At 70.8% G+C, this 20,643-nt stretch carries 19 protein-coding genes and 1 pseudogene; 14 read left to right on the top strand and 6 right to left on the bottom strand.

All coding sequences use genetic code 11. The annotated features are described in order from the left end of the window. Positions 1–237: 237 nt before the first annotated feature. From SSOG_RS49710 to SSOG_RS38845, 5 genes are all read left to right on the top strand, one after another. The gene (locus SSOG_RS49710; protein WP_106516528.1) at positions 238–1,632 is read left to right on the top strand and encodes an ABC transporter substrate-binding protein; all 1,395 of its coding nucleotides are present in this window, start codon (positions 238–240) and stop codon (positions 1,630–1,632) included. Then, a complete protein-coding gene (locus tag SSOG_RS38860; protein WP_078510663.1) occupies positions 1,629–2,477 on the top strand; it encodes a carbohydrate ABC transporter permease in 849 nt (282 codons plus the stop codon). Before SSOG_RS49710 ends, SSOG_RS38860 begins: the two co-directional genes overlap by 4 nt. A 54-nt stretch (positions 2,478–2,531) precedes the next feature. Beyond that, positions 2,532–3,410 (top strand): carbohydrate ABC transporter permease, encoded by an 879-nt coding sequence (locus SSOG_RS38855; RefSeq protein ID WP_245606472.1) that lies wholly within the window; start codon positions 2,532–2,534, stop codon positions 3,408–3,410. 32 nt (positions 3,411–3,442) lie between these two features. Further along, positions 3,443–4,504, top strand: a complete 1,062-nt coding sequence (locus SSOG_RS47810) for a peroxidase-related enzyme (RefSeq protein ID WP_063631617.1) — start codon at positions 3,443–3,445, stop codon at positions 4,502–4,504. Between the two features lie 132 nt (positions 4,505–4,636). Then, positions 4,637–5,557, top strand: a complete 921-nt coding sequence (locus SSOG_RS38845) for an acyl-CoA dehydrogenase (protein ID WP_106516527.1) — start codon at positions 4,637–4,639, stop codon at positions 5,555–5,557. Positions 5,558–5,709: 152 nt separating this feature from the next. Here SSOG_RS38845 and SSOG_RS38840 read toward each other — a convergent pair whose 3' ends face one another. Beyond that, the gene (locus SSOG_RS38840; RefSeq protein WP_039939726.1) at positions 5,710–6,369 is read right to left on the bottom strand and encodes a class I SAM-dependent methyltransferase; all 660 of its coding nucleotides are present in this window, start codon (positions 6,367–6,369) and stop codon (positions 5,710–5,712) included. 215 nt (positions 6,370–6,584) lie between these two features. On the opposite strand from SSOG_RS38840, the gene SSOG_RS38835 reads away from it, so the two are divergent. The 3 genes from SSOG_RS38835 (at position 6,585) to SSOG_RS38825 (ending at position 8,765) form a co-directional block, all read left to right on the top strand. Beyond that, on the top strand, positions 6,585–7,040 hold the full coding sequence (locus tag SSOG_RS38835; RefSeq protein ID WP_039939724.1) for a group II truncated hemoglobin: 456 nt from the start codon (positions 6,585–6,587) through the stop codon (positions 7,038–7,040). Positions 7,041–7,139: 99 nt separating this feature from the next. Beyond that, complete coding sequence (locus tag SSOG_RS38830) at positions 7,140–7,784, top strand: hypothetical protein (protein WP_039939722.1); 645 nt, start codon at positions 7,140–7,142, stop codon at positions 7,782–7,784. 3 nt (positions 7,785–7,787) lie between these two features. Beyond that, positions 7,788–8,765: an SMP-30/gluconolactonase/LRE family protein gene (locus SSOG_RS38825; RefSeq protein WP_009719788.1), complete on the top strand. Its 978-nt coding sequence runs from the start codon at positions 7,788–7,790 to the stop codon at positions 8,763–8,765. 25 nt (positions 8,766–8,790) lie between these two features. Here the strand turns inward: SSOG_RS38825 and SSOG_RS38820 are convergent, their stop codons facing one another. Continuing rightward, positions 8,791–9,585 (bottom strand): SigB/SigF/SigG family RNA polymerase sigma factor, encoded by a 795-nt coding sequence (locus SSOG_RS38820; RefSeq protein ID WP_009719787.1) that lies wholly within the window; start codon positions 9,583–9,585, stop codon positions 8,791–8,793. Between the two features lie 600 nt (positions 9,586–10,185). Here SSOG_RS38820 and SSOG_RS56815 point away from each other — a divergent pair. Together SSOG_RS56815 and SSOG_RS38815 are read left to right on the top strand one after the other, a co-directional pair. Next, positions 10,186–10,647, top strand: a pseudogene (locus tag SSOG_RS56815) (carboxylesterase family protein); the annotation flags it as partial. A gap of 19 nt (positions 10,648–10,666) precedes the next feature. Further along, entirely contained in the window at positions 10,667–11,842 is a 1,176-nt protein-coding gene (locus SSOG_RS38815) for a carboxylesterase family protein (protein ID WP_050800108.1), read from the top strand. Between the two features lie 19 nt (positions 11,843–11,861). On the opposite strand, the gene SSOG_RS38810 is transcribed toward SSOG_RS38815, so the two are convergent. Continuing rightward, on the bottom strand, positions 11,862–12,917 hold the full coding sequence (locus SSOG_RS38810) for an NAD(P)-dependent alcohol dehydrogenase (protein ID WP_009719785.1): 1,056 nt from the start codon (positions 12,915–12,917) through the stop codon (positions 11,862–11,864). Positions 12,918–13,143: 226 nt separating this feature from the next. Here SSOG_RS38810 and SSOG_RS38805 point away from each other — a divergent pair, with 226 nt between their 5' ends. Beyond that, a complete protein-coding gene (locus tag SSOG_RS38805) occupies positions 13,144–13,362 on the top strand; it encodes a hypothetical protein (RefSeq protein WP_009719784.1) in 219 nt (72 codons plus the stop codon). 102 nt (positions 13,363–13,464) lie between these two features. Here the strand turns inward: SSOG_RS38805 and SSOG_RS38800 are convergent, their stop codons facing one another. Then, positions 13,465–14,187, bottom strand: coding sequence for an NADPH-dependent F420 reductase (locus SSOG_RS38800; protein ID WP_078510512.1), 723 nt, complete (start codon positions 14,185–14,187; stop codon positions 13,465–13,467). Positions 14,188–14,264: 77 nt separating this feature from the next. On the opposite strand from SSOG_RS38800, the gene SSOG_RS38795 reads away from it, so the two are divergent. From SSOG_RS38795 to SSOG_RS38785, 3 genes are all read left to right on the top strand, one after another. Then, positions 14,265–15,176, top strand: a complete 912-nt coding sequence (locus tag SSOG_RS38795; protein WP_009719782.1) for a LysR family transcriptional regulator — start codon at positions 14,265–14,267, stop codon at positions 15,174–15,176. Between the two features lie 145 nt (positions 15,177–15,321). Further along, positions 15,322–16,488, top strand: coding sequence for a CaiB/BaiF CoA transferase family protein (locus SSOG_RS38790; RefSeq protein ID WP_009719781.1), 1,167 nt, complete (start codon positions 15,322–15,324; stop codon positions 16,486–16,488). A 12-nt stretch (positions 16,489–16,500) separates the two neighbouring features. After that, complete coding sequence (locus tag SSOG_RS38785) at positions 16,501–17,718, top strand: acyl-CoA dehydrogenase family protein (RefSeq protein WP_009719780.1); 1,218 nt, start codon at positions 16,501–16,503, stop codon at positions 17,716–17,718. A gap of 17 nt (positions 17,719–17,735) precedes the next feature. Here the strand turns inward: SSOG_RS38785 and SSOG_RS38780 are convergent, their stop codons facing one another. Then, positions 17,736–19,355, bottom strand: coding sequence for an ABC-F family ATP-binding cassette domain-containing protein (locus tag SSOG_RS38780; RefSeq protein WP_009719779.1), 1,620 nt, complete (start codon positions 19,353–19,355; stop codon positions 17,736–17,738). A gap of 45 nt (positions 19,356–19,400) precedes the next feature. Beyond that, complete coding sequence (locus tag SSOG_RS38775) at positions 19,401–20,573, bottom strand: epoxide hydrolase family protein (protein WP_009719778.1); 1,173 nt, start codon at positions 20,571–20,573, stop codon at positions 19,401–19,403. Positions 20,574–20,643 lie beyond the last annotated feature (70 nt).

Below are 20,643 nucleotides of genomic sequence, written 5' to 3'. Positions count from 1 at the left end.
ATGGCGCCGGGGTGGCGTTCGTCGGAGGGCTACCTTTCCTTTGACAGCGGATCAGTCCACCGCATAGCTTCAAGGTCACCTGTATCGCACAAGTATCCGAGGGGGAGCGGCCGTGCGGACCCTGCTTCTCACCAAGCGCCGGTTTCTCGATCTTCGCAGGTCCACCACCACGGGATGTTGAGCGGTCCCTTCCCCGCAACTCCCTCCTTCCTCCGCGCCTCCCTCCCCTGGACCCCCATGCCTTCCGCCCGCATGTCGCGGCGCGGCCTGCTGTCGCTGGCCGCTGCCTCATCCGGTGCCGCCCTGCTGTCGGCGTGCTCCGACGCCGAATCCGGCGGCACGGTCGTGCCCTTCTACACGACCGAGTCGGACCCCAAATCGCTCGCCTTCTATCGCTCCGTGATCAAAAGGTTCGAGCGCAAGCACCCTGGTGTCACCGTGAAGATGACGCTGTACTCGGACGAGAACCAGCTCCAGTACCTCCAGACGGCCATGCAGACCGGCACCGACATCGGTGTCTTCGCGCCTCCGGCCGCCAACATCCTCGACTGGGCCGTCAAGGGCTATCTGCTGCCCCTCAGCGGCATGATCGAGGACATCGGCGAGGACGACTTCCTGCCCGGCACCCGCATCGCGCACCGCGGCGAGGACTACGCGATGCCGTTCCAGGCCAACGCCTCCGTCCTCTACTACCGCAAGGACCTGCTCGACGGCGCGGGCATCGAACCGCCCCGCACCTACGGCCAGTTCCTCGGCGCGGTGCGCGAGCTGCACGGCAGGGACGGCATCGACGGCATCTCCTCCGGCGCGGGCAACACCCCCGGGATGACGACCCAGTTCCTCTCCCCGTACGTGTACCAGGCGGGCTGGGACTACTACGGCCCGGACGGCGAGGTCCTGTTCGGCAAGGACGAGGTGCTCGACGGCGTGAAGCGCCACGTGGCCATCATGCGGTACGCGCGCAAGGGCGCATACAACACCAACTACCCGGACCTGATGAACACCTACATCTCCGGGAAGGCCGCCTTCGCCACCATGGCTGGCAGGCTCGGCGTCAACCTCGCCGAGCAGAACCCGCGGATCGCCGAGGTCACCGGCGTCCTGCCGGTCCCCGCTGGCCCGTTCCGCACCGGGCGGCTGGCGTACGGCGGCAAGAACCAGTACAGCGTCTTCGCCCACACCCGGCACAGACGCGCGGCCAGGGCCTTCCTCAAGGAGCTGACCACCGGCGAGAACGCGCTGAAGTTCTCCCTCACCGTCCCCGGCCACCTCGTGCCGCCGCTGAAGTCCGTGGGGGCCCGGCTCCGCGAGGAGATCGACGTCTCGGACGACCCCTATCTGAAGAAGCACGGCGACTGGGTGCGCACCATCCTCGACCTCGTGCCGCACGCGCTGAGCCCCGACATGGCCATGGGCTCGGTCGTGAACGGGCGGTACGACGGCAAGCTCTCCAACCCCTGCCCCTGGGCGGGCAAGGCGTGGGCGCCGCCCCCGGCCGACGCCTCGATGGTGCAGTCGATCCTGCTGCGCGGCGACGACCCCGAGCAGGCGTGGCGCCGGGCCGTGGACCAGTTCGCCTTCGCGGCCCGCGACTGGAAGTCGGCCAACCCGGAGTGGAGGCCCGCGGCATGAAGACGCTCCGCCACGGCCGCCCGCTCCGTCCCGGGCGTGTCCTCCAGTACGCGGCGCTGGCCGCCGTCGTGCTCATCGCCGATCTGCCGCTGCTGTGGATCCTGTTCACGGCCGTCAAACCGGACGAGGAGATCATCTCCTATCCCCCGACGTTCCTCCCGCACACGCTCACGCTCGACAACTTCCGCACCCTCTTCGAGATCTCGTCCTTCGGTACGTACCTCACCAACTCGCTGATCGTGGCGGCCGTTTCGACGCTGCTGGTCGTCGGCTTGGGCACCTGCGCCGCGTACGCGCTCGTCCGGTTCCGGATACCGGGGCTGCGGTGGATCGGGGAGCTGTCGCTGTTCGCGTATCTGGTGCCGCCGATCCTGGTGCTGGTACCGGTCTCGCAGCTGGTGGCGCGGTTCGGGCTCGCCAACAACCTCGCCGCGCTGGTCGTGATCTACACGGCCACGCTGCTGCCGTTCGCGCTGTGGACCCTTCGCTCGTACTTCCACGGGCTCACCGTCGAGCTGGAGGACGCGGCGATGGTCGACGGCTGCACCCGCTTCGGCGCATTCGTCCGGGTGGTGCTGCCGCAGTCGGTGCCGGGGCTCATCGCGACCGCCGTGTTCGCCTTCAACGCGGCCTGGAGCGAATACCTCTTCGCCTCCACGCTCATGGCGGAGCCGGACAAGCTGACGCTGAGCCCCGGGCTCTCGCTGCTCATGGACCAGACGAGCGTCTACTCGTGGGGCGTGCTGATGGCCGCCGCGCTGATCGTGGTGGCACCCGTGCTGGTGCTGTTCGTGATCGTGCAGAAATTCCTCGTCGGCGGCATCGGACAGGGGGCCGTGAAGTGACTGCCGTATCCCAGACGCCCCGTACCGCTGCCCGGAGCCGTCGGAACCCCCATCGTGGTCGCCGTCATCGAGGCGACGAACGGAAACTGGCGTGCGCCGTTCATCATCTTCGGCGTCATCGGCGTGCTCTTCGCCGTCGGCTCGGTCTTCGACAGCTTCTTCCACGTCGACTTCCTCACCCGCGAACACACCTTCCTCGGCCTCGACAACTACCGCCGCCTGTGGGAGGACCCGGCGGTGCGCGGCGCGTTCGGGCGCAGCGTGCTGTGGGTCGCGGGGAACATGGTGATCCAGGCCGCCGCCGGGGTCGCCGTCGCGCTGCTCCTCAACGCCGGGCTGCGCGGCCAGACCCTGGCCCGCGGGCTCGTGCTCTTCCCGTACGTCGTGCCCGCCGTGGTCGCCGCGATGGTGTTCCGCTTCGCGTTCAACGACACCTCCGGGATGGCCGGATATCTGCTGCGGACGCTCGGGCTGAGCGACACCCTGGTGAACCCCTTCGCCGACCCGGCCACCGTGATGTTCGCGCTGGTCGCGGTGAACTGCTGGAAGTACGTGCCGTTCATCGTCATCGTCGTCCTCGCCCGCCTCCAGACCCTGCCGGGCGAGCTGCGCGAGGCGGCGGCGCTGGACGGCGCCGGGCGGTTCGGGGTCTTCCGCTACGTGACGCTGCCGTGGATCGCGCCCGCGCTGATCGTCGCCATGCTGATGCGCACGATCTGGACGGCGTACGACTTCGACCTACCGTATCTGCTCTCCGGCGGCGGCCCGATGGACACCTCCACGACCGTCCCGCTGGAGATCAGGAAGCTCGCCTTCGCCGACCAGGACCTCGGCCTCGCCTCCGCGCTCGCGGTGTGCGTGGCGATCCTCCTGGTCGCGGGCGCGCGCATGTACGTGCGCGCGTACCGGGCGAGCGAGGACGCGACGGGCTGAGCACTCCCCCACCACTGTGAAAGGCACCCCCCATGTCCGAAACGGCCGACGTGATCGACGCCGTCGCCGGTACGCCCGCCGCGTTGCGGACGTACCGCGAGAAGGCGTACGTCCACACCCAGGGCGCCCATGACGCGCTGCTGACCGGCACCGACACCCTCCCCCGGGCCGAGCGCGCCGCACTCGCCGCCCGCACCGCCGAGCTGGACGGCGCGCCGGTGCTCGCCGCGCACTACCGGAGCCTCGCCCCGGCACCCGCCGATTCGGCGCGCCTCGCGGCGCTGCTCCGCCACGCCGAACTCCTCGTCCTCAGCCCCTCCACGGCGGGCCCGAAGGACATCGCGGCGCTGACGGAGGCGGGCTGGGGCGCCCCCGATGTCGTCGCGGCCTCGCAGCTCGTCGCGTTCGTCACGTACCAGGCGCGGCTCGCGGCCGGACTGCGGGCGCTCGGCGGGCTCCCGGCGGAGGGCGGCGAGGTCCCCGCGTACGGCGTGGCGAGCGAGGGGCGCCCGTTCACGCTCGACGCGCTGGAGTGGGACGCCTGGGTGGAGACGGTGGACGTCGACCGCGCCACGCCCGAGCAGATCGCCGTACTGGAGGAGTCGCTGCCGACGGCGAAGACCTCGCCGTACTACCTGGCCCTCGTCCACGATGTGACGGCGCTGCGGGAGCGGTCGCGGCTCTACAACGCCATCATGTACGCGCCGCGCGGGCTCGACCGCCGCGACCGGGAGATCGCCGCGCTCGCCGTCTCGCACGTCAACGGTTGCGTGTACTGCGCGTCCGTCCACGCGCGGCGCTTCGCGCAGCTCGCCAAGGACGCCGGTCCGGCGCGGGCGCTCCTCGACGCGGGCCCCGACGCGGACCTGGGCACGGCGCGGCGGCGCGCCGTGGCCGACTTCGCGGTGCGCCTCACCCGCGAGCCGAACCGGCCGCTCGACCTCACGGCGCTGCGGACGGACGCGGGCCTGGACGATACGGAGATCCTGGACCTCGTCCATGTCGTCGCCGTATTCGCCTGGGCCAACCGGCTGATGCTCACCCTGGGCGAGCCCCGTTCCCCTCGGTCCACCACAGAGGAGCACCCCGTATGACCGCCACGCCCGACCACCCCCTCGTCGCCGCGGCCCGCCGGCTGGCCGATGACGTCCTCGCCCCCGCCGCCGAGGCGCACGACCGGGAGGGCGTCACCCGGCAGGCCATCGACGCCGTCAAAGGCGTCGGGCGTGCTGGGGGTGAACGCCCCGGCGGCGTACGGCGGGGCGGAGGCTCCGGCGGCCGTCGGCCGGGAGATCGCCGAGATCCTGTCGGGCGCCTGCTGCTCGACGTTCTTCATCCAGGCCCAGCACCACACGCCGGTGCGGACCCTGGCCACGGGCGAGGAGGCGGCGCGCGAGCGCTGGCTGCGCCCGCTGAGCGACGGCACCCTGCTCGCCGGGATCGCCTTCTCGCATCTGCGCGCCCACCCCAAGCTGCCGGTGCGGGCCACCCGGGTGGCGGGCGGCTGGCGCTTCGACGGGCGCGTGCCCTGGTACACCGGCTGGGGGCTGAACGACCTGTTCCTGCTGGGCGGCGGCACCGAGGACGGCGAGGTGGTCTTCGGCGTCACCGGCGCCCATGAGCAGCCGGGCCTCACCGCCACCGGCCCGCTCCAGCTCGCCGCGCTCACCGGTTCGCACACGGTCGGACTGGTGCTCGACGGGCTGGTGGTGCCCGACGAGGCGGTGGCGGTGCGGCTGCCGCACGAGCGCTGGGCGAGGGAGGACCTCCCCAAGAACACCAACACCAACCCCGCCGTCTTCGGCGTGGCCCGCGCCGCCCTCGACCTCCTCGACGCGTCCGGCGACGCCGAGGCGAAGGACACGGCGGGCGTCCTGCGCGACCGCCTGGACGCGGTACGCCGCGACGCCTACGCCCTGGTCGACGAGGTACCGCCCGCCGAACGGCTGGACGACCGGCTCGTGGCCAAGACCCGGGCGTACGACGTGATGCGCGCCGCCACCACGGCCGCGATCGCCGCGGGCGGCGGCCGGGCCTTCGGCCTCACCCACCCGGCCCAGCGCCTGGCCCGGGAGGGCCTGTTCCTCGTCGTGCAGGGTCAGACCCCGGAGGTCCGCACGGCCCACCTGGCGGCCCTGCGGGCCTGAGTCCAAAGAGAATGGCCCTCACCGACGGGGGATGCGGTGAGGGCCATGCATTCAGTGTGGCACGGATGAAGGGCGGAAGTACCCATTCCGGCCAACAAACTTGGCATATATCTACCACTTGACTCCCAGTTACCTCATCTACCACAGCCGTATCAGCCGCTGTCGGCGGTCGGCGGTTCCGCGATGCCGATGTAGTTCCCGGCGACGGTCCGGATGCGGACCGACCACCCCCGCGCGGTCAGGTCGTCGGTGAGCGTCCGGGCGTCGTGGAACACCTTCACGATGCGGTACCGGCTGCCGTCGTCGAGCCGCCGCAGCGCCGCCGGAGCGGGCTGGTCCGCGAGGACCTCCTCTTCCGCGGCGGCGGGGCCGTCGTCGACGAAGATCGCCTTGCCGCCCGGCGCGAGCGCCGCGGCGACGGTGTCCCAGAAGCCGGGCAGCCGCGCCGGCGGGACATGGGAGAGCCAGAAGGCGAAGAACACCGTGTCGTAGCGGCGTGGCGGCCGCCACGCGAACAGGTCGGCCTGGACGAACCGGACGGCGCGGGACGCGGACGCGGTCCGCGCCCGGGCGAGGTCCAGCACCTCGGCCGCCGCGTCGACGGCCGTCACCGACCGCGCCCGCGCCGCGAGCCGCGGCGTCCACTGCCCCGTGCCGCAGGCCAGCTCCAGCACGTCCCCGGCGACCGGGAGGCCGTCGACGGCGGCCAGCAGCTCCCGCAGCTCCTCGCGCTCCGCGTAGGGCCGGTCGTACTGAGCCGCGCCCGCCCGGTAGTAGGCCAGCTGCTCCGCCAGGAGCGCGTCGTCGTCCATGGGATTCCTCTCCTCCGGTCCTCCGGGTCGGGAACACCGTCGGCCTTCCCCTTCGGACAAGGTCAAGCGCGTCTGGAGGACCGCCGCGGGAACCACGCAATCCAGTTGGTGCGCCGTAGGCGAACCCCCTGGGCTCCGGGACGGCCGTCGTCAATCCTGGCGGAAAACACGCCATGGAGGATCACCGTGATCGTGGAACACACCGGAGGGACCGCATGACCGAGCGCACCGAGTCCCTGTTCGACGCCGTCGGCGGCATGGCCGCCCTCCGCCGCCTGAGCGACACCTTCTACGAGGGCGTCCTCGCGGACCCGCTCCTCGCCCCGGTCTTCGCGGACTTCACCCGGACCCACATCGAACACGTCGCCGTCTGGCTCGCCGAAGTGTTCGGCGGCCCGGCCGACTTCACGGCCCGGCTCGGCGGCCACCAGGCCCTGCTCCGCTCCCACCTCGGCCTGTCGATCACCGAGGAGCAGCGGGTCCGCTGGATGGAGCTGATGACCACCGCGGTCGAGAAGGAGTTCCCGGACGACGCGCTGCTGCGCCGCCGCGTCCTGGAGTACTTCGACTGGGGAACCCGCATCGCCCGCGATGTCTCGGCCGGGTCGGAGGGCGACGACCTCGGCGAGCCGGGCCCGACACCACGCTGGGGCTGGGACGGGCTGACGTGAACACCTAGCACCCCCAGGAGCCGCCGAACGGGCGAGGGCGCAGTTTGCCCCGGACGCCTACGGGGGACCCGGCTTACCCGATCTTCCTTTGGAGGCGGTATGGCTCTGACCCGTAGTCCGGTGGCCCGCGCATGGCGGCGCTGGCGACGGCCACGCGACCTGCGCGTGCCGCGGAAACCCCTGGACGTCGAGGACGCCAACCGGCGCTTCCTGATGTACGGGGTGCTGCCGCTGTGGTTCGTACCGGCCGTGGCGGACTGGGCCATGCACCGCAGGACCCGGATCGAGGAGACCTCCGGCACGCGCGAATCGGCGCTGCACGCGCTCATGATGACCGAGGCGGGCGTCCCCGTAGCGATGGGGCTGCTCGCCCGGGTCAATCCGCTGGTGCTGTCGGTCATGGGCGGTGCCGCCGTGGTCCACGGCGCGACGGCCCTGTGGGACGTCAGCATGGCCACCGGCAAGCGCGAAGTACGCCCCGTGGAACAGCACATCCACAGCTTCCTGGAGGTGCTGCCGCTTTCGGCGCTGGCCTTCACCTCGTGTCTGCACTGGGAGCAGGTGCGCGCCACGCTGCGCGGGGGCGACACGGCGGAGGACTGGAAGCTGCTGCCCAAGGAGAACCCGCTGCCCGCCCGCTACCTGGCGGCGATAGGAGCGGCCATCGGGGCCTTCGTGGCCCTGCCGTACGCCGAGGAGATGACGCGGTGCGTCAAGGCGGCCCGGGCCCGCGGGGCGATCTGAGCCATGCCACGACGACACCGCTCATCGACCGAAGTGGCCGACGGCGTGGTCGAGCCGCTGCCCCGCCCGCGCATCGTCGCCCGTGACGCGCGAGGGCCCGAACACGTGGCCCTCGACGGCGCGGGCCGGATCCTCACCGGGACCGCGGACGGGGCGATCTGGCGGCTGACCCTGTCGGAAACGGCGGGCCTCGCCCGCGCCGAGGTCATCGCCGAAACCGGCGGCAGGCCACTGGGGCTGGCCCCCTCCCCCGACGGCGAACTCCTGGTGTGCGACGCCCGGCGCGGTCTGCTGCGGGTCGACCCGCGGGGCGGGACGGTGGATGTCCTCGCCGACGAGGTGGACGGCGTCCCGCTGCGGTTCTGTAGCAACGTCGCCATATCGGCGGACGGCACCTTCTACTTCACCGTCTCCAGCCGCCGTTACGGCCTGGAGGACTGGCTGAGCGACATCCTGGAGGACACCGGTACCGGGCAGCTGCTGCGGCTGCGGCCGGGTGGCGAGCCGGAGGTGCTGCGGAACGGGCTGCGGTTCGCCAACGGAGTCGCGCTCGCTCCTGACGAGTCGTTCGTCGCCGTGGCGGAGAGCGGCGCCCGCCGGATCAGCCGCCATTGGCTGACCGGACCGCGCGAGGGGACGGACGACACCCTCGTGGCCGACCTGCCGGGCTACCCCGACAACCTCTCCCAGGGCGCCGACGGGGTGTTCTGGGTCGCCCTGGCCGGGCCGCGGGAACCCCTCGTGGACGCGCTGCACCACGCCTCCCCCGCCCTCAGGAGGGCGGCCTCGATCCCCGTCAGGAAATTCCGTCCCCACCCGCGCCCCACCGTGCGCGTGCTGGCGATCCGCCCCGACGGAAGCGTGGCCCGCCATCTGCTGCGCCGCCGCTCCCCGTACCGGATGGCCACGAGCGTGTGCGAACACGGCTCCCGCCTGGTGCTGGGCAGTCTGCTGGAGCGTGGCATCGCGGTGTACGGGTAGGGCCCTGGGCTCCGGTGTGCGGGCATCACGCCGCCGGGGCCTCGATCTGGTCGTGCAGCCGGGCGCAGGTCCGGTTGATCAGCCTGGAGACGTGCATCTGGGAGATGCCGAGTTGTTCGGCGATACGACCCTGGGTCTCCTCGCGGAAGAAGCGCAGGTAGAGGATGTGGCGCTCGCGTTCGGGCAGGGCGCGCAGCCTTGGTTTGAGGGCCTCGCGCTGGATGACGCGGTCGTAGGAGGGCTCCGGTGCGCCGAGGGTGTCGGCGAGGGAGTATCCGTCCTCGGCGCCCGGCAGTTCGGCGTCCAGGGACAGCGCCGAGAAGCTCTCCATCGCCTCCATCCCCAGCAGCACATCCTCCTCGCTCATCCCCGTGTGCTCGACGATGGCCGACACGCTCGGGGAACGGTCGTCGGGAGTGCGCGTCAGCTCCTGGGCGGCGGCGCGCACACGGTTACGCAACTCCTGGACCCGGCGCGGCACATGCACGCCCCACATGTGGTCCCGGAAGTGGCGCTTGATCTCACCCACGACCGTCGGCACGGCAAAGCTCGCGAAAGCGCTGCCACGGTCCGGCTCATAGCGCTTGACGGCCTTGACCAGGCCGAGCATCGCCACCTGCCGCAAATCCTCCGCGGACTCACCGCGGTTGCGGAACTGCCGGGCCAGCCGCTCCGCCATCGGCATCCACGCGCGTACGACATCCTGCCGCAGCGCCTCCTTCTCGGCGCCCTCGGGCAGCGTGGCAATGCGCCGGAACTCGGCGGAGGTGTCGGGAGCGTCGTCGTGCGAGTGCTTGCTGCGTGTGCGTACGGCAGTCATGCGCCGGTCTCCCTCGTCCTGTGGTCGGTAGCACCGTGGGGAGAAGAGCCGCTGCCTGGGGCGCCGAACAGAGCACACCCCGAGCAGCCGAACCGCTCCCTTGGGCGTGCCTCTGTTCCGAAGCACATTGATGCGCCTGCCCGGCGCGAGGACCCCCAAACAACCTCGCCGGTTCCGTGAGCCCGGCGGCCGAGATGAGCAGGGAGCGGCTGAGCCAGGTCGGCGTCACGTCGAACGGGGGGGCCGCTGCGCAGCACCGTGGTGAGCACGTCGAACTCGCCCGGTTCGAGGCCGAGCGGGGCGAGCGAGTCGGCGGCGAGCATCTCCCGAGAACTCCCGTCGCCCCGTGCCGACACCGTGGGCAGCGCCCCGCCGCGCGGCGCGGCCAACGCCCTCACGGGGGTGTCCCCTGGTCGGCCAGGTCGCGCCGGGCACCGTTCTGATCGCGGCACTCGGGCTGTTCGCCCTCGTCGCCTGTCCCTGCCTGCCCGCCTATCACTCCCGGCTGGGCCTCGCGCGGCGGGCGGCGACCGTGCCCGGCCCCGTCTGAACCGGGCGGGGCTGCCTCCGGTCGAGGAGTGAGGACCGGCCCGTGATTCGATGGAGTCCTGCTTCCGTCCGGGAGGTCCAGGGCACTCCATGATCCGACGAGTACTCGCGGCCGCGGTGAGCCTGGCCGCGCTGATCACCGTCCCTTCGGCCGCCCCCACGGTGTCGCGCCCGTTGACGGTGGCCACCGACAAAGGCGTGGTCGAGGGAGCCGCGGCGAACGGCGTCGGCCGGTTCCTCGGCGTCCCGTACGCCGCGCCACCGGTCGGCGACCGGCGCTGGCAGCCGCCCGCGCCCGCGCCCGAATGGCGCGGTGTCCAGTCGGCGGACCGTCCCGGCGCGGCCTGCGCGCAAACGGCCACCGGCGGTGGCGCGGGCACGAGCGAGGACTGCCTGCACCTCAACGTCTACGCCCCCGAACGGCGCACGGACCGTCCGCTGCCGGTGCTGTTCTGGATCCACGGCGGGGGCTTCATGAGCGGTTCGGGCGACCTCTACGACGGCTCACAGCTCGCACGGAACCAACAACATCGTGGTCGTCACGATCAACTACCGGCTGGGCGCGAACGGCTTCCTCGACCTGCCCGGGCTGAGCGCGCGGGGCGGTGGCAACTACGGCCTGCTCGACCAGCAGGCGGCGCTGCGCTGGACCCAGCGGAACATCGCCGCCTTCGGCGGGGACCCCGGCCGCGTGACGCTGTCGGGCGAGTCGGCCGGTGGCCAGTCCGTATGCGCCCTGATGGCATCGCCCCCGGCCCGCGGTCTGTTCGACCGCGCCATCATGCAGAGCGGTGGCTGCCCGAGTCTCACGTCCGCGCAGGCCACCGCGCGGGGCAAGAGCTACGCCACCGCCGCCGGCTGCGGTGATTCCGCGGCGGCCGTGTCCTGTCTGCGGGCCAAGCGGCCGGACGAGTTGCTGGCCGCCGGGCGCGACTTCGGTGGCATCCTGAACGGCCCCCTGCCCGTGTCCGGTGTTCCCGAACTGCCCGTCGCGCCGGGCGTGGCGGTGCGCTCCGGCAGGTTCACCGACGTCCCCCTCCTCATCGGCACCAACCGCGACGAGATACGCAAGTGGGCGCTGCCGTTCGCGCACGCCACCAAGGAGCAGTACGAGCGAGTGGTCGGGCAGCAATTCGGCCCCCACGCCGACGGGGTGCTCGCCCGCTACCCCTACGGCGCCCGCGACCGCCCGTACAGCGCCGCGTACCCCCTGGGCGCGCTGTGGACGGACAGCAGCGTGTTCTACGGGATGGGCGGCTGCCAATACCAGCGCCTGGCGGACCAGTTCGCGGCCCGGCAGCCCCGGACGTACTTCTACGAATTCGGCGACCGCAACCCGCCCTCGCACGGCCCCACTCAGCCCGGTTTCGCGGCGGGCGCGGCCCATGCCGCCGAGCTTCCCTACCTGTGGCCCAGCATGTCCCCGGGGCCACTGACCCCGGAGCAGCGGAAACTGTCGAGGGCGATGATGCGCTACTGGGGCGCGTTCGTCAGGGACGGGAGCCCCGCCACGCACCGGCAGGCGCCGTGGCCGTCGTACCGTCACGCCAAGCTGATGTCGCTGCTGCCCGGCGACCGCAGCAGGGCCGTCAACTCCGGGGCGTACGAGGCACGACACCAGTGTGGGTTCTGGAACGGGATCGACTACGACTGGCTGACCACCGACCCGATGTACCTAGCCCAACGGGCCGGGGTTTCCGCACGCTGAACCCCGGCCCCGGTGGGTGTCACCGGTCGGGTGTGGCGAGGGTGGCGATGTCGATGACGAAGCGGTAGCGCACATCCGAGGCGAGGACCCGTTCGTACGCCTCGTTGATCTTCTCGGCCGGGATGACCTCGACGTCGGCGCCCAGGCCGTGCTCGGCGCAGAAGTCGAGCATCTCCTGCGTTTCGCGGATGCCGCCGATCAGCGATCCGGCGAGTGTCCGGCCCTTCATGAGCAGGGAGAACACGTTGAGGGACAGCGGCTCGGCGGGTGCGCCGACGTTGGCCATGACGCCGTCCACGGCCAGCAGCCGGAGGTAGGCGTCGAGGTCGAGCCTGGCGCCGACCGTGTTGACGATCAGGTCGAAGGTGCCCGCCAGCTGCTCGAAAGTGCCCGGGTCGCTGGTGGCGTGGTAGTGGTCGGCGCCCAGGCGCAGACCGTCGTCCCTCTTCTTCAACGACTGCGACAGGACGGTGACCTCGGCGCCCATGGCGTGCGCGAGCTTGACGGCCATGTGGCCGAGCCCGCCCAGTCCGACGACCGCGACCTTCTTGCCGGGCCCCGCGCCGAAGCGGCGCAGCGGTGAGTACGTGGTGATGCCCGCGCACAGCAGCGGCGCCGCCTCGTCCAGACCGATGCCCTCGGGGATGCGCACCACGAAGTCGTCGTTCACCACGACGTGGGTGGAGTAGCCGCCCTGGGTGACGGTGCAGTCCTCGTCGATCGCGCCGTAGGTGAGGGTGTGCCCCTTCAGGCAGTACTGCTCCTCGCCCCGGCGGCAGGGCTCGCAGACCCGGCAGGAGTTGACCATGCAGCCGACCCCGACCCGGTCGCCGACGGTGTGCGCGGTGACCTCGGAGCCGACCTCGGTGACGATGCCCGCGATCTCATGGCCGGGGACGATCGGGTAGGTCTGCCCGCCCCATTCGTTGCGGGTGTGGTGGATGTCGGAGTGGCAGATGCCCGTGTACGCGATCTCGATGAGCACATCGTGCGCGCCGACGTCCCGGCGCTCGATGGTCGTGGGGGTGAGCGGAGCGGTGTCGGAGGTCGCGGCGTAGGCGTTGACGGTGAGCAATGATTCTCCGTTGGTGTGTTGCGTGGTGGAACGTGCAGCGTCAGGTCCCTCCACTCTCGATGGCATCGGCGCACGGTGGCAGGCCGCGCTGTGCCGGGGAGTGGCGTTCGGGGGAGTGACAGACCCCCCATTGGAGGGACGCTGAACCCACAACCCTCACCCAAAGGGCAATATACGGAGGGAGCCGGGCATATCCGGCGGCCAATCGCCCCAGCAAGGAGAACCCATGCGTATCCAGACGGCCCTGTCCACGCTCGCCCTCACCGCCGCGGCCCTCACCGTCGGCGCGACCGGCGCCGCTGCCGACGACGGACCGGATGTCAACGTCTACAACTCCAGCAACACGACCTTCCCCGGTGTGTGCGCCAGCAACCAGTTCTCCTTCGTCACCGTCCCCGTCAACCTCGTAGGCGCGTCGGACTCCAGCTCATGCGGGGCCCACTGATCGGCACCGATCGCGGAGTGCTCACACGCACCGGGGCCGTTCCGCGCGGCGCCGCGCCGCGCGGAACGGCCCCTTGATGACGGTCCCTCAGCGGAGCCCGTGTCAGCTCTGCGCCTTCGCCAGGAGCGCCCGTATCTCGGCCGCCGACGCGGGGCCCGCCTCCAGGAAGAGGAAGTCGGCCGGGGCGGCACCGGCCGCCAGGGGGCTCAGCGAGCCGCCGGGCAGTTTCACGTAGGGAGCGCCGTACGCGGGCGTGCCCGGCGCGAACAGCCTGCCCCGCGCGAGTGGTCCCGCGTCGATGGCGTCGTACCCGAGGGTGTCGAGCAGCTCGGTGGCGCGCCGCTTCGCCTCGGCGTCGTCTCCGGCGATGGGGAGCGCGGTGCGGTCCCCGGCACCGATGGGCCTGTTCAGTACGGCGAGGTGGGTGTGGTGGATGTTGTTGAACGCCTTCACGACGTGCGCCGAGGCACCGAGGTACCGCTGGAGCACCTCACTGCTCGTGGTCGCGTCGTTCTCCAGGGCCTCGACCCTGCCGTCGCGCTGCGGAGAGTAGTTGCCGGTGTCGATGACCGTCCTGCCCGCGAGAGGCTCGCGCGGCAAGGAGTCGTACGCCGCGAACGGCACGCTCACGACCACCCAGTCGCCCGCCGCCGCGGCCTCCGCCGCGGTCGCCGCCCTGGCGCGGGGGCCGAGTTCCGCGACCAGGTCGGCCAGCGTGTCCGGTCCGCGCGAGTTGCTGAGCACGACGTCGAGTCCGGCGTTCACGGCCAGTCGCGCGATGGCGCCGCCGATCCGCCCACTGCCGATGAGTCCTAAAGTAGCCACGCCGGGCCAACCTGCGGGGATTCATGGGTATTCCGCCCGCGACAGGGGCCGGGGCGCACGGTGGCTAGGGTGGATCCGTGGAGCTCCTACACCTGCGTTACTTCGCCGCCGTCGCCCAGGAACTGAACTTCTCCACCGCGGCCCGCAAACTGCACATGGCGGCGTCCCCGCTGAGCCGGCGGATCAAGGACCTGGAGAACGAACTCGGACACCGGCTGTTCGACCGCGACACCCACCATGTGCGGCTCACCCCGGCGGGCAGCGCGCTGCTGCCGATCGCGCGCGGTGTCCTGGAGCAGGTCGATTCCATCAAGTGGCGGCTGGACGAGACGACGCGGCCACAGCGGACCACCCTGCTGCTCGGCGTACCCACCGGCATCCACCCGGACCTGCGGATGCGAATCGACGCCCTCGCCGAGCGGGTCCGCGACCGGTTCGAGGTCACGCGCTGGCCCGGCGCCACCGACCGTCTGGTCGACGCGGTGTGCGACGGCAGGCTGGCGCTGACCCTGGCCCGGCTCCCGGTCGGCGGCGACCCGGCGCTGGAGCAGTTGCCGGTGATGTCGGAACGGCTCGGCGCGGTCGTACCCCGGGACGCGTTCCCCGGGCGCGAGTCGGTCGCGCTCGCGGAACTGGCCGACCTCGCCTACGCGGGCTCCCCCGCGGCGGGGACCCACGCGTACTTCCGCGGACTCGACCAGCAGCTGTCCGACCTCGGCATCAAGAAGCGCATCACCCTGAACAGCGCCACGTTCGACGGGGTTTCCGAAATCGTCTCCAGTGGCCTGGCATTCTCGATTTCCATGCTGGATCCGAAAAGCCCCATGCACCATTATCGCCTGGACAATGTGACCGTCCTCCCCTTCTCCGATTTCCACCCCCGTCTGGAGACCGGACTGCTGTGGCGTCAGGATCGCGCCAACGGCGGTGACCTGGAGGAAGTCGCCGCCGCTGCCCGGGAGATATTCGCCGAGCCGCTCCACGTATAGCTCCCTCCGAGCACCCTGAAGGCGGTATGACCACTGCGGTCATACCGCCTTTCGCAACATGATCATTCCACTCCCCGCACCACCCTTGTTAATTTAATTTCCAGGTACACACATATCGGTGAGGCAAGGAGTGAAGGCACACACGATGACGGACATCACGGACACCATCGCCGGCCCCCTGGAAGGCGTGCGCGTGATCGACCTGTCGACCGTGGTGATGGGCCCCTACGCGGCCCAGATCCTCGGGGACCTGGGCGCCGACGTGATCAAGATCGAGTCGCCCGCCGACACCGTACGGGTGGGCCACTACCGCACCACGCCGGGCATGACCGCGCTGAACCTCAACGTCAACCGCAACAAGCGCAGCGTGGCCCTCGACCTCAAGGACGGGACGGAGCGCGAGCGGGCCCTCGAACTGATCGACACCGCCGATGTGCTGATCACGAACATGCGGCCCGGCGCGCTGCACCGTCTGGGCCTGTCCTACGACGACATCGCCTCCCGCAACCCGCGGCTCGTCTACGCACACGCGCAAGGGTTCCGCAGCGACTCGGACCGGGTCGGCCACGCCGCCTACGACGAGACCGTGCAGGCCGCGTCCGGCCTGGTCGACATCGCCGACCGGGCGCTGGGCGAGCCCGTCTACCTGCCCACCATCATCGGCGACAAGGTCTCCTCGCTGACCATCGCCTACAGCGTGCTCGCCGCCCTGCTGCACCGGGACAGGACCGGCCGGGGCCAGCTCGTCGAGATCCCCATGACGGACACGCTGATCGCGTTCAACCTGGTCGAGCACCTGGCGGGACACACCTACGAGCCCGAGCTGGGCCCCACCGGCTTCCCGCTGTCGATGGCCAAGGGGCATAAGGCGGTGCGCACCAAGGACGGTCTGGCCTGCGTGATCCCGTACAACCCGCGGAACTTCCGCGACTTCTTCGCCGCCGCCGGACGCCCGGACCTCGCCGAGGACCCGCGCGTGGGCGGTGAGGCGATCGACAGCGACGACCACGAGGACCTGGCCGCGCTGATCGACGCCTGCGCCCCCGCGCTGACCACCGCGGAGTGGACGGAGGTGTGCGCGAAGCACAGCATCCCGATGGCCCCGGTGCTGGAACTGGACCGCGCCCATGAGGATCCGTACGTCCGCGACGGCCACCTCCTCGACACCGCCGAGCACCCGACCGAGGGCACGGTCCGCACCATCGGCATCCCGATGCGCTTCTCCGCCACCCCCGCCACGATCCGCCGCCTGGCGCCGGTCGCGGGCCAGGACACCGCGGAAGTCCTCGCCGAGTTCGACGCCACTCGCTGAAGGAGAACCGAGATGACCACCACCGTGCAGCCGTCGGCCGTCGGACCGATCGCCGACGAACTGACCGCCGACTTCTACCACTACGAGTCGCTGCTGCCGGACGAGGAGCGCAAGCTCCTCCTCACGGCCCGCTCCCTCATGCGCGACCGGGTCAAGCCGCTGGTGAACGAGAGCTGGGCGCGGGGCGAGTTCCCGCGGGAGCTGATCGCCCTGTTCCGCGACAGCGGCCTCGCCGGACTTCCCTACGAGGGCTACGGCGCGCACCGCCCCGCTGTCAGCAACCTCCTGTCCGGCATGCTCGCCCTGGAGACGGCCCGCACCGACGCCTCGGTGTCCACCTTCTTCGGCGTCCACAATGGCCTGGCGATGTACTCCATCCACGCGGGCGGCGACCAGGAGCAGCGCGACCGCTGGCTTCCGGCGATGGCCGCGATGGACAAGATCGGCGCGTTCGCCATGACCGAGCCGCTCGGCGGCTCCGATGTCGCGGGCGGCATGCGCACCACCGCCCGGCGCGAGGGCGGCACCTGGGTCCTGAACGGCGCCAAGAAGTGGATCGGCAACGCGACCTTCGCCGACTACGTCGTGGTGTGGGCCCGGGACGTCGACGACAACCACGTCAAGGGCTTCGTCGTCGAGAAGGGCACGCCCGGCTTCAGCCCGGTGAAGATCGAGAACAAGCTCGCCTTCCGGATCGTGGAGAACGCCGAGATCACCCTGACCGACGTCCGGGTGCCGGAGGCCGACCGCCTCCAGAACATCGGCTCCTTCCGGGACGTCGCGGAGATCCTGCGCGCCACCCGGGGCGGAGTGGCGTGGCAGGCGCTGGGCGTGATGGTCGGCGCCTACGAACTGGCGCTGGACTACGCCCGGGAGCGCCACCAGTTCGGCCGCCCGATCGGTGGCTTCCAGCTGGTGCAGGACCTGCTGGTCAAGAGCCTGGGCAACATCACCGCGTCCTGGGGCATGCTCGTGCAGCTCGCCCGGATGCAGGACGCGGGCATCTTCCACGACGAACACTCCGCCCTCGCCAAGGCGTTCGTCACCGCCCGGATGCGGGAGGTCGTGGCCTGGAGCCGGGAGGTGTTCGGCGGCAACGGAATCCTGCTGGACCACGACATCGCCAGGTTCTTCGCCGACGCCGAGGCCATCTACTCCTTCGAGGGCACCCGTGAGATGAACACCCTGATCGTCGGAAAGTCGATCACCGGCCGGAGCGCCTTCGTGTAAGTCCGTTTGAGTCCGTGTCAGCGGAGCCGGTCGACACGGCGCTCGTCCCACACCGGCTCCGCCGTCTCGCGGATGACGCCGTCCGAGCCGAAGACCAGGAAGCGGTCGAAGGAGCGCGCGAACCAGCGGTCGTGGGTGACCGCCAGCACCGTGCCCTCGTACGCCTCCAGACCCTCCTGAAGCGCTTCCGCCGACTCCAGGTCCAGGTTGTCGGTCGGCTCGTCCAGCAGCAGCGCGGTCGTCCCGGACAATTCGAGCAGCAGGATCTGGAAACGGGCCTGCTGGCCGCCCGAGAGACGGTCGAAGAGCTGGTCGCCCTGGCGTTCCATCTCATACCGCCGCAGGGCGCTCATCGCCCGGCCCCGGTCCCGGGCATGGTCGGTCCACAGGATCTCGACGAGGGTGCGGCCGGTCAGCTCGGGGCGCGCATGGGTCTGCGCGAAGTGGCCGGGCACGACGCGCGCGCCCAGTTTCCACTCCCCCCGGTGGGCGACGTCCTCACCGGCCAGGAGCCGCAGGAAGTGGGATTTGCCCGATCCGTTGGACCCCAGGACGGCCACCCGCTCGCCATAGAAGACCTCCAGGTCGAAGGGGCGCATCAGCCCTTCCAGTTCCAGCCCCCGGCAGGTCAGCGCCCGGACCCCGGTGCGCCCGCCCGCCAGCCGCATCGTGATGTCCTGCTTGCGGGGTGGCTCCGGAGGCGGGCCCGCCTCCTGGAACTTCCGCAGCCGGGTCTTCGCCGCCTGATAGCGCGACGCCATCTCATCGCTTCGCGCCGCGTACCGCTGCATGTCCAGCACCAGACGCTTCAGCTGGGCGAGTTTCTCGTCCCAGCGCCGCCGCAGTTCCTCGAACCGTGCGAACCGCTCGTCCCGGGCCGTGTGATACGTGGCGAAACCGGCGCCGTGGACCCATACGTCGCTGCCCGCCGGGCTGGGCTCGACACTGACGATCCGCTCGGCCGCGCGGGACAGCAGTTCCCGGTCGTGGCTGATGAACAGCACGGTCTTGGGTGTCTCCCGGAGCCGCTCCTCCAGCCACTGCTTGCCCGGCACATCCAGGTAGTTGTCCGGCTCGTCGAGCAGCAGGACCTCGTCGGGGCCCCGCAGCAGCGCCTCCAGCACCAGTCGCTTCTGCTCGCCCCCGCTGAGCGTGCGGACCGCGCGCCACTGCGCCTTCTCGTACGGCACCCCGAGCGCCGCCATGGTGCACATGTCCCAGAGGGTCTCGGCCTCGTAGCCACGCGCCTCGGCCCAGTCGCTGAGCGCTTGGGCGTAACCCATCTGGGCCGCCTCGTCGTCCCGCTCCATGACCGCGAGTTCCGCCTCGTCGACCGCTCGGGCGGCCTGCCGCAGCGCGGGCCGCGCCACCGAGACCAGCAGGTCCCGCACCGTCCGCTCATCCCGCACGGAACCGACGAACTGCGGCATCACGCCCAGTGAGCCGCTGACGGTCACCGTCCCCTCATGGGGTTCCGCCTCGCGGGAGAGAAGCCGCAGCAGTGTGGTCTTGCCCGCTCCGTTCGGCCCCACCAGGGCGGCAACGGTGCCTTCGCCCACCCGGAAGGAGACGTCGCCGAGCAGCAACCGCCCGTCCGGCAGGAAGTAGGCGAGATGCGCGGCCTCCAGATGTCCCATGATCCGGCATTCTCTTGTCACCGCGCCATGACCGGCAAGCCATTTTTACCGATGCGCGGCCAGCACTGCCCCGAGGCCCTCTTGCAGGTCCTTGACGAAATACCCGGGAACCTCCAGCGACGGGAAATGCCCCCCGCTTTCGGGCGAACTCCATCGGACGATCTGCCGGTACCGCTCCTGTGCCCAGGGGCGCGGACACTTCTCGACGTCGCGGGGATACATGGTGATGGCCGACGGGACGTCGACCCGAAGTTCGGGATCGAGCGCGTTGTGGCTTTCGTAGTAAATGCGGGCCGACGACGCGCCGGTCCGCGTCAGCCAATACAGGGTGACGTCGTCGAGAATGCGGTCTCTGGAAATCGTCTCGAACGGGCTGTCTTCGGTGTCCGACCACTCGGCGAACTTGTCAAGGATCCAGGCGAGAAGCCCGACCGGTGAGTCGACGAGCGAGTAGCCGATGGTCTGCGGCCGGGTCGCCTGCTGCTTCGCGTACGCCGCGCGGTGGCGCCAGAAATCGCGGGTTCCCTCGGCCCACTTGCGCTCGACCGCCGTCAGCCCGTCCGTCGTCAGCCCGGGCGGTCCCTCCGCGAACGTCGTGTGGATGCCGAGAACGTGGGCCGGGAACCTGCCGCCGAGGACCGTGGTGATATTGCCTCCCCAGTCACCGCCGTGGGCTGCGAACTCGCTGTAGCCGAGCCTTCCCATCAGCTCCACCCACGCGGCCGCGATCTTTTCGGTTCCCCACCCGGTGGTGGCCGGCTTGTCGCTGTACCCAAAGCCTGGGAGCGACGGGACCACGACGTGGAACGCCGGCGTGCCCGCGTCTTTCGGATCGGCCAGCTCGTCCACCACATCGATGAAGCGGACAATGCTGTCCGGCCAGCCGTGCGTCAAGAGCAGAGGAGTGGCATCCGCGCGCGCGGACCGGCGGTGCAGGAAGTGGATTCCCAGATCATCGATGGTCGTGCGGAACTGGCCGATCCGGTTGAGGCGCTCCTCGAACGACCGCCAGTTGTATCCGGTGCGCCAGTAGTGCACGACATCGACGAGGTCGGCGAGCGGAACGCCCTGTTCCCATCGGCGAGGGCCGGGCGCGGCGCGAGAGACCGTCTCAGCCTCCGGTAGTCGCGCCGCGGCCAGTCGCGCGCGCAGATCGTCGAGGTCAGCGTCAGGCGCGTGGGCTTCAAACGCTTGAACGTCACTGGTCAGACGGGGCATGAGACCTCCTGGCCATCGTGGAACCGCCTAAGACGGTTCTAGCAGTGCTCCGAGCCACGCCGCAACCCCC

Origin of the sequence: Streptomyces himastatinicus ATCC 53653, from assembly GCF_000158915.1 — a bacterium.
Lineage (GTDB): Bacteria > Actinomycetota > Actinomycetes > Streptomycetales > Streptomycetaceae > Streptomyces > Streptomyces himastatinicus.
The sequence above is the reverse complement of the archived record's forward strand: the minus strand, read 5'-3'. Positions and strand labels throughout refer to the sequence as shown.